This is a genomic window from Rhodococcus sp. 14-2470-1a (genome assembly GCF_002259425.1).
Lineage (GTDB): Bacteria > Actinomycetota > Actinomycetes > Mycobacteriales > Mycobacteriaceae > Rhodococcoides > Rhodococcoides fascians_E.
This window is the reverse complement of record NZ_NPFZ01000004.1, coordinates 71773-87140: the sequence shown is the minus strand read 5'-3', so window position 1 is coordinate 87140 and position 15368 is coordinate 71773. Positions and strand designations below refer to the sequence as shown.

The following is a 15368-nucleotide window of genomic DNA, read 5'->3' as shown; positions in this document are numbered from 1 at the left end:
AGTGGAGGGGATTCGTTGGTGTGCCGGGCTCGGTCCGCTCTCCGCGATGCCCTGTAGATTGGACAAGTGATGTGCACAGGCGCAAACGTCGCCGGCAGACGTAGATCCGGTCCTCGTCGTTTCGGGTCCCACGGAGCGCTGTCCGAATCGATATCCCACGTGATGGGACCGAGGCAGATGGCCGTGTAACGGCTGATCCCATGTGCGCAGATGTACCCATGAGTAACATCGGCGACTGTTGGGGCGTCGATTAGTTCTCGTTGCAGATACCAATTAGATTTGTGAGTTCGGTGTTCGGAAGTGTCGGAGCTGTCGACGCGGACCGAAGGCGTGTGATTGTGGGAAAGAGAGGATTCGATTGGACCCGCTAGGTTGGGACGAATCAGTCGGAGGAGCACAGGCGCATCAGGAAGTGCCGGACTCGTCTTTCCCGCTTTCTCCCGCACAGCTGGGCATGTGGTTCGCCCAGCACGTGGATCCGTCGGTGCCCGCCAACATCGCTCAGTACGTCGAGCTGCGCGGGGATCTCGATCTGGATGCACTGCGCACAGCGCAGTCTCGCGCGGCGTTGGAGCTGCAGTCCGGTTTCGTCCGCATCGTGGAGGTCGATTCCGAGCCACGCCAGTTCGTCGACTCCACCCTCGAGGATCCACTCGGCTACATCGATCTGCGGGGTGAACCGGACCCGGTCAGTGCAGCTCAGGACTGGATGCGCGCAGATTACAGCGCACCCATCGACATTCTCCGGGATCGACTGATCGCGGCAACCGTTCTGCACCTCGAGGACGACAGGTACTTCTGGTTCAACCGAGTCCACCACGTCGTGCTCGACGGCTTCGGCGCGGTCACGTTCATGAATCGTGCTGCCGAGCTGTACACGGCATCCGTGGAGGGGCACGAGCCACCGCCGAGCAAGGCCTCCGATCTCAGCAAGGTGTACGAGGCCGAGGTTGCGTACCGTGAGTCGAGCCGGTTCGAGAACGACAAGGCGTACTGGGCCGATCGGGTCGCGGGTATCGAGGCCCCCACGAGCCTCGGTGGCCGTACTGCCGCCCCCGCACCTGTCAGTCAGATCGACAGTCGATCGTTGTCCGCGGGGACGACCGCGGACCTCGCTGCACTGGTCGAGTCTGCCGACACCACGACTGCGACGGTGGTCATCGCTGCGTTCGCGAGCTACCTGGCTCAGATGACCGGCACGCAGGATGTCGTCCTCAGTTTGCCGGTGACCGCTCGCACGACGGCAGTCCTGCGTAGGTCCGGTGGCATGGTGTCCAACGTGGTGCCGTTGCGTCTGACGGTGACGACGGACATGTCCATCGAGGAGTTGCTGTCCAAGGTCACCACCGAGGTGTCCGGTGCGCTCAGGCATCAGCGTTACCGCCACGAGGACATCCGACGCGATGCGGGCAGCACCACCGGGCAGGCGTCCTTCTTCGGCCCTTGGGTCAACATCATGCTGTTCTTCAGCGAGGTACGTCTCGGGTCCATGGTCGGGACACTGAACGTTCTGTCGACGGGTCTCATCGAGGATTTCGGTCTGAACCTGTATCAGAGCGTGGGTGGAAAGCAGACCCACATCGACTTCGAGTCGAACCCCAACGTGTACTCGGCAACGGAATCCGAACGTAACCACGCTCGTTTCGTGGAATTCCTCGATCGATTCGTCGCCGCGGCACCCACCGACCGTGTGTGGGATCTGGAGTTGCTCACCACGACCGAGCAGGAGCTTGTCGTCGGTGGTTTCAACGAGACCGACCACGAGGTTTCCCAGCGGACGTTGCTGTCGGATTTCCACGCACGCGTGGACCTCGATCCTTCCGCAACGGCCTTGGTCTACGAGGGAACAACGCTCAGCTACGGTGAACTGGCCTCCCGCGTCAGCGGTCTCGCGCGACTTCTCGTGAGCAAGGGGGTCGGGCCGGAAGCGCTGGTGGGTCTGTCGATCAGGCGGTCACTCGATCTGATCGTCGGGATGTACGCCATCGTCGAGGCCGGCGGCGGATGGGTTCCCATCGATCCCGACCATCCCGCCGAGCGCACCAGGTACATCCTGGAGTCCGCCGATCCGCTGTGCGTCCTCACCGTGGCCCGCGACGAGGTCGACCTGCCCGACGGTGTCGAGGCGGTGGAGATCGACCTCCTCGATGTCGACTCGATGGACTGCACGCGCGTCGAGGACCGAGATCGCGTCGCTCCGTTGCGCCTGGACAACACGGCCTACGTCATCTACACGTCCGGTTCGACGGGGCGCCCCAAGGGTGTTGCCGTGTCGCACGCGGCAATCGACAACCAGTTGCAGTGGATGCGCGCGGAATACGGCCTCGACGCCTCCGATGTCTACCTGCAGAAAACGGCGACGACGTTCGACGTGTCCTTGTGGGGCTTCTTCCTGCCGCTGCAGGTGGGTGCAACGATGGTGCTGGCGACCCCTGACGGGCATCGAGACTCGATCTACGTCGCGGACAGGATTGCCGAACACGGCGTGACGGTCACGGACTTCGTGCCGTCGATGCTGACAGTGTTCGTCGCCAATGCCCCTGTCGGAACCTGTGATTCGCTCCGCCACGTCTTCGTCATCGGCGAAGCGCTCCCTGCCGAGACCGCGGCAGCATTCCGCGAACTGTGCGGGGCGGGTCTGCACAATCTGTACGGCCCGACCGAGGCCGCGGTGTCGGTTACCTACTACGAGAGCGGGATTCAGGACGTCAGAACCGTCCCGATCGGTGTCCCGGAATGGAACACCCGTGCGTTCGTGCTCGACGGCAGGCTCAGGCCGTCGCCGATCGGAGAAGCCGGCGAGCTCTACCTCGCGGGCGTCCAACTCGCACGTGGTTACGTCGGTCGCCCCGACCTGAGTTCGGATCGCTTCGTCGCGAGCCCCTTCGGTGCGGGCGGGGACCGCATGTATCGCACGGGCGACCTCGTGAAGTGGCGCGCCGACGGCAATCTGGACTACATCGGACGAACCGATTTCCAGGTCAAGTTCCGCGGCCAGAGAATCGAACTCGGTGAGATCGAGACGGTGCTACTGGCCGACGAGACGATCTCGCAGACCGTGGTTCTCGTGGTGGAGACGGCTACTGGTGAACAGATCGTCGCGTACGTCGTTCCATCATCCCGCGAGTCGATCGACGTCGCGGCCGTGGTGGAGCGAGCGGGCCGGTCGCTACCGTCGTACATGGTGCCTGCATCCGTCATGGTGTTGGATGCGTTCCCGCTGAACACGAGCGGCAAGCTCGACCGAAAGGCATTGCCGGAGCCCGTCTTCAGCAGTGCGCGTGAATACCGCGCGCCCCAGACCCACGCGGAGCAGGTCGTCGCGAGCGTGTTCGAGGACGTACTCGGCGCGACCCGTGTCGGACTCGACGAGGACTTCTTCGAGCTCGGCGGAAACTCCTTGGTTGCAACGCAACTCGTGACCCGCGTCGGGGCTGCACTCGGTGTGCGCCTGGGCGTACGTGAATTGTTCGAGGCGCCCTCGGTCGGTGCTCTGGCAGCGCGTGCGACGAGCGCTCTCGCGCAGGGCTCGGTGGGGCCCGAGCTCGTAGCAGGGCCCAGGCCGGATGTGGTGCCGCTGTCATTGGCTCAGCAGCGCATGTGGTTCCTGAACAGGTTCGATCCGGATACCGCTGCGTACAACCTTCCGTTCATGGTGCGACTTCGCGGCGACGTCGACAGATCGGCCGTGGAGCGCGCATTCGCAGACGTCGTCGAGCGCCACGAGACGTTGCGTACGGTCTACCCTCAGATCGACGACGCTCCACAACAGGTCGTTCTGCGGGCACGGGACGTGTTCGACGGATTGAACGTGACGGACGTCGACGAGGCCCAGCTCGTGGACAGTCTGATCGATCTCGCGCGGGGTGGATTCGACGTCTCCGTTCAGGCTCCGTTCCGAATCGAGCTGTTCAAGCTGTCCGACACCGACTACGTGTTGGCGATGGTGCTGCACCACATCGCGGCCGATGGTTCGTCGTTCGGGCCCCTCGCGCGTGACATCATGGTCGCCTACCAAGCGCGTACCGACGGGCGGTCGCCGAGCTGGACGCCGCTTCAAGTCCAGTACGCCGACTATGCACTCTGGCAGCGCCGGGTCCTGGGCGCCGAATCCGACGAGAACTCGCTGTCGGCACGACAGATCGCGTTCTGGTTGCGCACACTCGACGAACTCCCCGATCAGCTCGACCTCCCTTCGGACCGACCTCGCCCGGCCGTTGCGACCAACGGGGGCGCCAAGAGCCGCTTCGTGATCGAACCGGATGTGCATCGTGGTTTGAGCTCCGTGGCTCGCTCGCATCAGGCGTCGCTGTTCATGGTGGTTCAGGCTGCGTACGCAGTTCTGCTGTCGCGCTTGAGCGGAACGACGGACATCTCCATCGGCGCGCCGATTGCCGGTCGAGCAGACCAGAAGCTCGACGACATCATCGGCATGTTCGTCAACACCCTCGTGCTCCGCGCGCGGGTCGACCCGCACTCGTCGTTCGACGTCCTGCTGGATCAGGTCAGGAACACCAACTTGTCGGCGTTCGCGCACGCCGACATCCCGTTCGAACGGCTCGTCGAAGTACTCAATCCGGCGCGTTCGACCGCACGACACCCGCTGTTCCAGGTCGCTCTGTCACTCGAGTCCGCCCGCCAGCGTGAGCTCAGCTTCGCGGGCCTCGAGGTGGCCGCGGAGGAACTCGACGTTCCCATTGCGAAGTTCGACCTGCAGTTGTGGTTGACCGAGCATCAGGACGAGAACGGACGCCCTGGCCGGATCGAAGCAGTCTTCGAGTACGCCACAGATCTGTTCGACGAGGCCACGATCGAGAGTTTCTCGAAACGGTTCGTGCGGATCCTGGACGCCATCGTGGCCGATCCGTCGATTCCGGTGGGTGCGATCGACATTCTCGCGGCCGACGAAGCCTCGACGCTGACGTCGGTGCACGGTGGCACCGTCGACTCGCAGCGACTGTTGCACGAGTTCCTCGACGCCGGTGTTGCGGCCAACCCCGACGGCGCGGCTGTACGCGCATCCGGAGCGGATCTGACCTACAGCGAGCTCGACGTACTCACCAACCGCTACGCGCGGTACTTGATCGAGCGTGGAATCGGCCCGGAAACCGTGGTCGCTCTTGCGTTTCCGCGATCGCTCGAGATGGTTCTGTCCATCTGGGCAGTCGCGAAAACCGGCGCAGCATGGGTGCCGGTGGACCCCGAGTACCCCGTGGATCGGGTGCGCCACATGTTGTCGGACTCGGGTGCGGTTGTCGGCATCACCACCTCGGCGCGAGTCGACGCCCTGCCCGGCACGTGCGAATGGTGGCCGATCGACGCGCAGGAATTCGAGTCGTCCGTCGAAGGCCGTTCGGGCGCAGCGCTTTCCGACGCGGACCGCCTGTCCTCGGTGACTCTCGACTCCGTCGCCTACGTCATCTACACCTCCGGTTCGACAGGCCTGCCCAAGGGTGTGAGTGTCACTCATCGTGGCCTGTCCGGACTGATCGATTCCTCGCGTGAGCTGTACCGTGTCACGCCTGAATCGCGCTTCCTGCACGTGATCTCACCGTCTTTCGACCCGTCTGTCCTGGAATGGGCACTTGCTGCTTCCGCCGGTGCGACACTGGTCGTGGTGCCGCCGACGATCATCGGCGGCCCCGAGCTCCATACGCTCTTCGCCCACGAGTCCGTCACGCACGCCGTCATCACACCTGCCGTACTCGGCTCGATGGATTCCGCCGGCCTCGACGATCTCGAACTGCTGTCCGTCGGCGGCGAGGCGTCGGCTGCAGATCTGGTCGGCCGCTGGGCCAGGGGACGCCGGTACTTCAATGCCTATGGTCCTACCGAGACGACCATCGTCTCGACGCGCGGTGAGCTCTTCGTCGGTGAGCGAATCACCGTCGGTGGCCCCGTACCCGGAGTCGGGGCACTGATCCTCGACACCCGGTTGAACCCCGTCCCCGTGGGTGTCGCAGGTGAGCTCTATCTATCGGGCGCAGCCGTGGCGCGTGGGTACTACCGTCGTCCGGGACTGTCCTCGGAACGATTCGTCGCCGATCCCTTCGGTGGGTCGGGTACGCGTATGTACCGGACGGGCGACGTCGTGCGGTGGACCAACGACTTCGACATCGAGTACGTCGGACGATCCGATTTCCAGGTCAAGGTCCGAGGGTTCCGCATCGAACTAGGCGAGATCGACGCGGCGCTCGAGAGTTTCCCCGCGGTGACGTTCGCTGCCACCCTGGGCCGGGAAACCGCGTCGGGGCAGACGGCACTGGTGTCCTACGTGCACGGTTCGTCCGGCATCGACAGTGACGAGTTGGCGAGATACGTGTCGCGGCTGCTGCCGAACTACATGGTGCCGTCGGCGATCGTCGTGCTCGACGAGGTCCCGTTGACACCGATCGGAAAGCTCGACCGCCGGGCACTCCCCGAGCCGGAGTTGGGAATCAGTTTTCGAAAGTTCCGCGCCCCCACGACACCGATCGAAGAGACCGTGGCAACGGTGTTCAGCGACGTCCTCGGGGCACCCGTCGTCGGCCTCGACGACGACTTCTTCGAACTCGGTGGAAACTCGCTGGTCGCGACTCAGGTCGTCGCCAGGCTGGGTGCTGCGCTCGACGCGCAGGTGCCGGTCAGGGCGATCTTCGAGTCACCGACGGTAGCCCAGCTGGCGATCAGGGTCGAGCAGGAAGCTGGACGAGGCGCTCGCATCGAGCTCTCCAGAGGTGTTCGGCCGGAACGTATTCCGCTGTCGCTGGCGCAGCAGCGTATGTGGTTCCTCAACCGTTTCGACACCGAGTCGGCCACCTACAACCTGCCCATCGCGCTCCGTCTGTCCGGAGCTCTCGACGTGCCGGCGTTGCAGGTCGCGATCATGGACGTGATCGACCGCCACGAATCGCTGCGGACGGTGTTCCCCAACTCGGCGGACGGTCCGCATCAGGTTGTTCAGGACGCGGCACAGATCGTTCCCAACCTGATGCCGGTATCGACCACTGCGACTGATCTACAACGATCCATCGCGCACTTGGCCGCCACGGGTTTCGACGTCACCGCGGACGTTCCGGTGCGCGCGCAGCTGTTCGAGATCACCCCGACCGAGCACGTTCTGACGATCGTCGTCCACCACATCTCGGCCGACGGTTGGTCGCTCGGTCCGCTCGCGCGCGACGTGATGATCGCGTACGCCGCACGGACGGAATGGGAGTCGCCGGCATGGGTTCCGCTTCCGGTCCAGTATGCCGATTACACCCTGTGGCAGCGCGCGGTCCTCGGATCGGAGGACGACGCGTCCTCGCTGATCTCCCAGCAGGTCGCGTATTGGAAGTCGACGCTCGACGGGCTCCCTGATCAACTGGACCTCCCGACGGATCGTCCGCGCCCCGCGCGTCAGTCGTTCGGCGGTGGGACGGTGGAATTCGAGATCGAGCCGCGAATCCATGCGGGGCTTCTCGATCTCGGTAGAGAGCGCAATGCGTCGCTGTTCATGGTGGTCCACGCAGCGCTGGCGGTGCTCCTGGCACGCCTGTCGGGAACCGAGGACATCGTCGTCGGAACTCCGGTGGCGGGGCGCGGCGAGCAGGCTCTCGACGACGTCGTGGGCATGTTCGTCAACACCCTCGTGTTGCGGACCGACGTCGACGGCCACGAGAGCTTCAACGACCTGCTGGCTCACGCACGCGAAGCTGCGCTCGGGGCATTCGCGCACTCGGACATTCCGTTCGAGCGCCTCGTCGAGGTGTTGAACCCGTCGAGGTCGACGGCACGACACCCTCTGTTCCAGGTGATGCTGTCGTTCGAGAACCTAGGGCCGACTCATCTCGACCTCCCCGCTCTGAGCATCGACAGCCTCGATCTGGATGTCGCCGTCGCGAAGTTCGATCTGCAGCTGACCCTCACCGAGCGACTGACATCGGATGGCGACGCGGACGGTCTCGCGGCCGAATTCACCTACGCGACAGATCTGTTCGACGAATCGACGATTCAGGCGTTCGCAGACCGCTTCCTGCACGTGCTCGGCGCCGTCATCTCAGACAGTTCCGTTCCCGTTGGTGACATAGAGTTGTACGACGCCGTCGAGCGTGGGTTGATTCTGAAATCCTGGAACAACACCGAGCACGAACTCGGCGTCGACGCAACACTTCTCGATGCCTTCGACGCGCAGGTGGCCGCACGCCCCGATTCGGTTGCCGTCGTGTTCGACGGGCAGGGCGTCACCTACGCAGACCTCGACGCACGTGTCAATCGCCTCGCACGCGAACTCGTCGCCCGTGGCGCGCGACCGGACGAGTCGGTCGCCGTTGCGATGCGTCGATCGTTGTCGATGATCGTCGCTCTCTATGCAGTACTGCGATCGGGAGCGGGCTACGTCCCGGTCGACCCGGACCAGCCGGCCGAGCGCAACGGGTACATTCTCGAGGTCGCATCGCCGATCGCCGTGTTGACGACCTCACACGACGACCTGGACATCCGAGTCGACGTACCGATCGTCGTGGTCGACTCGCTCGACACGAGCACTCACTCGGCGGCGACGATCACCGATGCGGATCGCCTCGCGCCGCTCCGCGCGGACAACGTCGCCTACGTGATCTTCACGTCCGGATCCACGGGTAAGCCCAAGGGCGTCGCCGTCTCGCACTCCGCCGTGGTGAACCAGATCTCGTGGCTGGTCGCCGAGTACGGTCTGAGCACCGAAGACGTTGTTCTGCAGAAAACTCCGTTCACGTTCGACGTGTCGGTGTGGGAACTGTTCGGATCGCTCGCTGCCGGTGGCCGTCTGATCGTCGCCGAGCCGGACGGTCATCGCGACCCGGCGTATCTGGTGTCCGTCATCGAGTCGGAGGGCGTCACCGCGACGTCGTTCGTGCCGTCCGTCCTGTCCGCATTCGTCTCGGCCGTCGGTCCCGACGGATGTCCTTCACTGCGGACGGTTCTGGTTGCAGGTGAGGCTCTTCCGACATCGGTGGTCCGATCCGCTGCGTCGGCGCTTCCTTCCGCACGGATCCACAATCTGTACGGTCCGACCGAGTTCGCGGTTCACGCGACCGCGCGTGCCGTGGCAGGGACTCCGGGCGTGTCCGTCCCCGGCGCCTCGGCGCCCATGGGGTCGCCGGTCTGGAACGCACGGGTGCTCGTGCTCGATTCTCGGTTGCGTCCGGTTCCGATCGGCGTCGCGGGGGAGCTCTATCTGACGGGCGCACAGGTTGCACGCGGTTACTTCGGTCGTCCCGACCTGTCGGCAGATCGCTTCGTTGCCTCGACCTTCGGCGACGGCACTCGGATGTACCGCACCGGCGACCTCGTTCGATGGTCTGCTGCCGGGGAACTCGACTACCTCGGACGCACGGACTTCCAGGTCAAGCTGCGCGGTCTTCGTATCGAGCTCGGCGAGATCGAATCCGCGTTGCTCGGACACGAGTTGGTGGCTCAGACGGTCGTTCTGGTTCGTTCCGATCAGCTCGTCGCTTACGTCGTTCCCGTCCCGGGTGCAACGGTGGACACCGGGGCATTGCAATCCGCCGTCTCCACGGTGCTGCCGACCTACATGGTGCCGTCCACCTTCGTCGTGCTCGATGCTCTCCCGTTGAACGCGTCCGGCAAGCTCGATCGCCGGGCTCTGCCCGATCCGGTGTTCGAAGCGCGAGTGTTCCGTGCGCCCCGCACACCGGTCGAGGAAATCGTGGCCGGTGTGTTCGCCGAGGTCCTCGGTGTGCCGCGCGTGGGTCTCGACGACGACTTCTTCGAGTTGGGCGGAAACTCGCTCGTCGCGACGCAGGTCGTGTCGAGAGTCGGTGCTGCTCTCGGAGCCCGCGTGCCCGTACGGACGCTGTTCGAGGCCTCGACCGTCGAAAGTCTCGCTGCCCGTGCGGAATCGCACGTCGGTGGTGGTCGCGTCGCACTCGTCGCAGGCCCACGTCCGGATCACATTCCGCTGTCGCTCGCGCAGCAGCGAATGTGGTTCCTCAACCGCTTCGACACCGAGTCCGCTGTGAACAACCTCCCGGTGGCAATCCGGCTCTCGGGAAGCCTCGACGTGTCGGCGCTGCAGGCCGCCATCGCCGACGTGCTCGAGCGTCACGAAGCGCTGCGCACGGTCTATCCGGAGACCGACGGAGTCGCCTCGCAGGTCATTCTGCCGACGTCGTCGGCTGTTCCTGTGTTGGTGCCGGTCACCGTTGCCGAGGACGACCTTCCGGGACGAATCACGTCGGTGGTCTCGACAGGGTTCGACGTGACGCGGGAAGTACCGCTCCACGCCGAGCTGTTCGCCGTGACCGACACCGAGCACGTGCTCGTGTTCGTCGCGCACCACATCAGCGCCGACGGTTGGTCGATGGGCCCGTTGACGCGCGACGTGATGATCGCCTACGCCGCCAGAACGGTCGGCGAGGAGCCTGGGTGGGCTCCGCTCGCGGTCCAGTACGCGGACTTCACTCTGTGGCAGCGTGAAGCACTCGGAGACGAATCCGACCCTCGGTCGTTGATCTCGACGCAGGCGGATTTCTGGAAGTCGACGCTCGCGGGTCTGCCCGAGGAACTCGTTCTACCGTTCGATCGTCCGCGTCCCGGCGTACAGTCCTTCGTCGGTGGCACCAGCAGTTTCCGTATCGAACCGGAATTGCACCGAGACCTCGTCGAACTGGCTCGCCGTACCGGCACGACACTGTTCATGGTCGTTCACTCGGCGCTTGCAGTTCTGTTGGCCCGCTTGTCCGGAACGTCGGACATCGCAATCGGCACGCCGATCGCCGGGCGTGGTGAAGCGGAACTCGACGACGTGATCGGCATGTTCGTCAACACGCTCGTTCTGCGCTCCGACGTGGAACCGAGTCGTTCGTTCGAGAACCTCCTCGAGGCGACTCGCGAGGGCGACCTCAAGGCATTCGGAAATGCCGACGTGCCGTTCGAGCGACTCGTGGAGATCCTGAACCCGGAACGCTCCACAGCACGCCACCCGCTGTTCCAGGTCGCGTTGTCGTTCCAGAATCTGCCGCAGACCAGCTTCGAACTGCCGGGGCTCAAGGTCAGCGCGGTCGATTTCGACATCGACGTCGCCAAGTTCGATCTGTCGTTGTTGTTGTCCGAGCACACCGATCAATCGGGTGCGCAGACCGGTATCTCCGCCGAATTCACCTATGCGACAGCTCTGTTCGACCGCTCGACGGTCGAGGTGTTCGCTCGCCGGTTCGTTCGAATTCTCGAAGGTGTCGTCGCGCGACCCGATCGTCCGGTCGGTGACCTCACCATTCTCGAGAACGACGAGTACCAGTGGCTGACTCACGTCCACGGCGACGAGGTGACGCACGGCGGTACTCTGCCGGAGATCTTCCAGCGCGGTGTCGACATCGATCCCGACGGTGTGGCAGTGCGCGCGGACGGCCGCTCCATCACCTATCGAGAACTCGACGAGACGTCCACGCGTGTCGCGCGCGCGTTGATCGAACGTGGCGCCGGCCCGGATCGCATCGTCGCACTCGCCTTCCCGCGCTCGTACGACATGGTCGCCGCGGTCTGGGCGGTGGCCAAGTCAGGCGCTGCACACCTTCCGGTCGATCCCAACTACCCGTCCGGACGCATCGAGCACATGGTCGGCGACTCGGGCGCACTGTTCGGCCTGACGTCGAGCGACCACGTCGAGGAACTGCCTTCGGCGATCGAGTGGCTCGTGACCGACGGCGCCGATTTCGCAGCGGCGGTCTCTCGGCAGTCCGACACTCCGATCACCGACGCGGATCGCACGTCGCGGCTGTCCATCGATCACGCCGCGTACGTGATCTACACCTCCGGCTCGACAGGACTCCCCAAGGGCGTCGTCGTCACGCACAGTGGTCTGGGCGGCGTGCTCGACGCGGCGACCGACCTGTATCACCTGGACCGAACATCCAAGTTCCTGCACATCTGTTCGCCGAGCTTCGACCCGTCGGTTCTCGAATGGATGGCCGCGTTCTCCGAAGGCGCGACCCTCGTCGTCGTGCCGTCGACCATCATCGGCGGCGAGGACCTCGCCGAGTTGCTCGTGACCGAGCAGGTGACCCACACGATCATCACCCCCGCCGTGCTCGGAACAGTGGACGCGGCGGGGATCGACAGTCTCCGGGTCGTCTCCGTCGGCGGCGACGTCACCACCCCCGATCTCCTCGCTCGGTGGGCGCCAGGCCGTACGTACTTCAACGGGTACGGTCCGACCGAGACAACGATCATCTCCACGTTCGCCGAGCTTCGGCCGGGCATGCCCATCACCGTGGGCCGACCGATCCACGGAATGTCGGCGCTCGTTCTCGACGCGCGTCTGCACCCGGTTCCCGTCGGTGCCGCAGGTGAGCTCTATCTCGCGGGCGGCGCTCTCGCCCGGGGCTATCACGAGCGCGAGGATCTGACGTCGTCGCGTTTCGTCGCCAATCCGTACGGTGCTCCCGGTGCGCGCATGTACCGCACCGGCGACGTCGTCCGTTGGACCTTCGGATCGGACGCCGTGATCGCCGACCCGAACGCCGTGACCATCGAGTTCGTCGGGCGATCGGACTTCCAGATCAAGGTCCGCGGATTCCGTGTCGAACTCGGCGAGGTCGACGCAGCACTGACCGAACACGACAGCGTGTCCTTCGCGGCCACGCTCGGACGTGAACTTCCCAGCGGCGCAACCGGTCTGGTTGCCTATGTGCTCCCGGCGCGTGGGGCGACAGTGGACGTCGAGGGTCTCACCGAGTTCGTGGCGAAAACTCTTCCTGCGCACATGGTCCCGGCGTCGATCATCGTCCTCGACAGTGTTCCGTTGACCCCGGTGGGCAAGCTGGACCGTGCGGCGCTACCGGAACCGGTGTTCGCCGAACAGGAATTCCGCGGTGCGACCGGAGAAATAGAGACGATCATCGCCGAAGTCTTCGCCGATGTTCTGAACATGGAGCGTGTGAGCGTCGACGAGTCGTTCTTCGCTCTCGGCGGCGACAGCATCGTGTCGATTCAACTGGTCTCGCGGGCGCGCGCACGGGGTATCTCGTTCACCCCTCGGGACGTGTTCGAGCGCAAGTCCGTTGCCGCGCTTGCCGAGGTCGCCACCGTGATGAGCGAGACCACGGACGTCCCGGTGGTGGAAGAGCTGCCCGGCGGCGGACTGGGTCCGCTGGCACTGACGCCGATCATGAAATCCATCCTCGAAGGTCCGGGTGGATTCGCGAGGTTCGCGCAGTCGGTGGCGGTCACGCTGCCCACCGGCATCGACCACGGGCTGCTGAGCAGGACCATCGGCGCGGTCGTCGATCACCACGACGTGCTTCGGTCCGTCGTCGAGCGTGCCGAAGGCGGCGAGTGGACGTTCTACGTCCGGGATCACGGCACCGTCGACGTCGAGGATCTGCTGGTTCGCGTCGAGCTCGACTCCGGGCTCGACGACGCAGAGGTTCGCGCGCGTGCCGAGTCCGCACTCGACGAGGCAAAGGACCGCCTCGATCCCGAGCGTGGTCGGATGTTGGAAGTCGTCTGGTTCGACTTCGTCGGTGACGGGCCTGCGCGGGCAGGCATCCTCCTCCTGGTTGCACACCACTTCGTGGTCGACGGCGTGTCGTGGCGAATCCTGCTGCCCGACCTCGCCGTGGCATGGGGGCAGGGAGCGGCCGAGCAGCCGATCACACTTCCTGCCGTCGGTACGTCGATGCGTCGGTGGGCCCACGGTTTGGTCGACGCCGCTCACGACAGCGAGCGTGAAGCTGAAATCGGTTGGTGGACAGACGTTCTGGCAGGTACCGATCCGCGAATCGGTTCTCGCGCGTTCGACGCGCGAGTCGACACGCTGTCGTCGACCGACCGCGTCGACATCGAACTGTCCGCGGCGGTCACCGACGCCGTGCTCACCCGAGTACCGAGCGCGTTCAACGGTGGTGTCAACGACGGACTTCTGGCCACCCTGGCGTTGGCTCTCGGCGAATGGCGTTCCCGAACCGGCGCTGTGACCTCCGAGAGCCTGGTCAAGCTCGAGGGCCACGGTCGCGAGGAAGACATCGTGCCGGGTGCGGACCTCTCCCGCACCGTCGGATGGTTCACCAGTGCGTTCCCGGTCCGGCTCGATTTGAACGGGATCGACGTCGACGACGCTCTGGCCGGTGGCACAGCGGTCGGCGACGCGGTCAAGGCCGTGAAGGAACAGCTCCTCGCTGTGCCGGACAAGGGAATGGGCTACGGTCTGCTCCGCTACTTGAACGGTGAGACGGCCAAGGTTCTGCAGTCCAGCGCGAGCACTCCGCAGGTCAGCTTCAACTACCTGGGACGCGTGTCCACCGAGGGCATCTCGGCGGAACTGACCGGCGGCGCCTGGCTCCCGTCCGCGGTGTTGGCGGACGTCGGTGCACCGGGTGATCCGGACATGCCGGCCAATGCCGCGGTGGACATCAACTCTGCCGTTGTCGACACTGTCGACGGACCCCGTCTGACCGCAAGTTTCACGTTCGCGACAGGGATGCTCACCCGCACCCAGGTGTCCGAACTGGTCGAGCTGTGGGATCGTGCGCTGACCGCGCTGACCGAACACGTGGCAGGAGACAACGCAGGGGGACTGACTCCGTCGGACGTTCCGCTCGTGTCCGTGTCGCAGGCCGACATCGATCGATGGGAGGCGACGTACCCTGCGGCGGCGGACATCTGGTCGCTCGCCCCGTTGCAGTCTGGCCTGCTGTTCCATGCGTTGATCGCCCAGTCGACCGACGCACGGGCTGGGTCGGTCGACGTCTACACGATGCGGGTCGTGCTACGGCTGAGCGGAAACGTCGAGCGTGAGCGTCTTCACGGTGCTGCTCAGGCGCTGCTCGACCGGTACGAGAACCTACGGACGGCATTCGTACAGAATGTGGACGGTACGTCGGTTCAGTTGGTGCTGGATCGAGTCGACGTGCCGTGGAGGGACGTCGACCTGACGTCGCTGCCGGAATCGGAGCGCGAGGCGGCCTTCGACGAGCTCCGTGCGGCCGACAAGATCGAGCCGTTCGATCTGACGTCGGCTCCGCTGATGCGGTTCACGTTCGTGACCGTGTCGGCCACCGACGTACGGTTCCTCGTGTCGAGTCACCACCTTCTTCTCGACGGATGGTCGACGCCGCTGTTGATGCGAGATCTCTTGGCTCTGTACGCGCTCGAAGGTGACGTGTCGTTGCTGCCTCGCGTGCGTTCCTACCGGTCGTTCCTCGGCTGGGTCGCGGAGCAGGACGCACGCGTCTCGGTCGACAAGTGGATCGAGGCCTTGGCAGGTGTCGAGGAACCGACGATGCTCACGTCGGCCGAGCGTGCCGGAGAGGCGTCCACCGATATCGGTGAGGTGATTCTGGATCTGAGCCCGGCGTTGTCGTCGGCGCTTCACTCGGTCGGAGCGCAACTCGGTGTCACGCTGAACA

The 15368-nt window shown here is 64.9% G+C and carries 1 protein-coding gene (running past one end of the window); it reads left to right on the top strand.

Annotated elements, in window-relative coordinates; all coding sequences use genetic code 11:
* Nucleotides 1–412: 412 nt before the first annotated feature.
* Nucleotides 413–15368, top strand: the 5' portion of a protein-coding gene (locus CH292_RS01740) for a non-ribosomal peptide synthetase (RefSeq protein ID WP_094653849.1). The gene runs 15137 nt beyond the window's last position; only the first 14956 of its 30093 coding nucleotides appear in the window; its start codon is at nucleotides 413–415; its stop codon lies beyond the right edge, outside the window.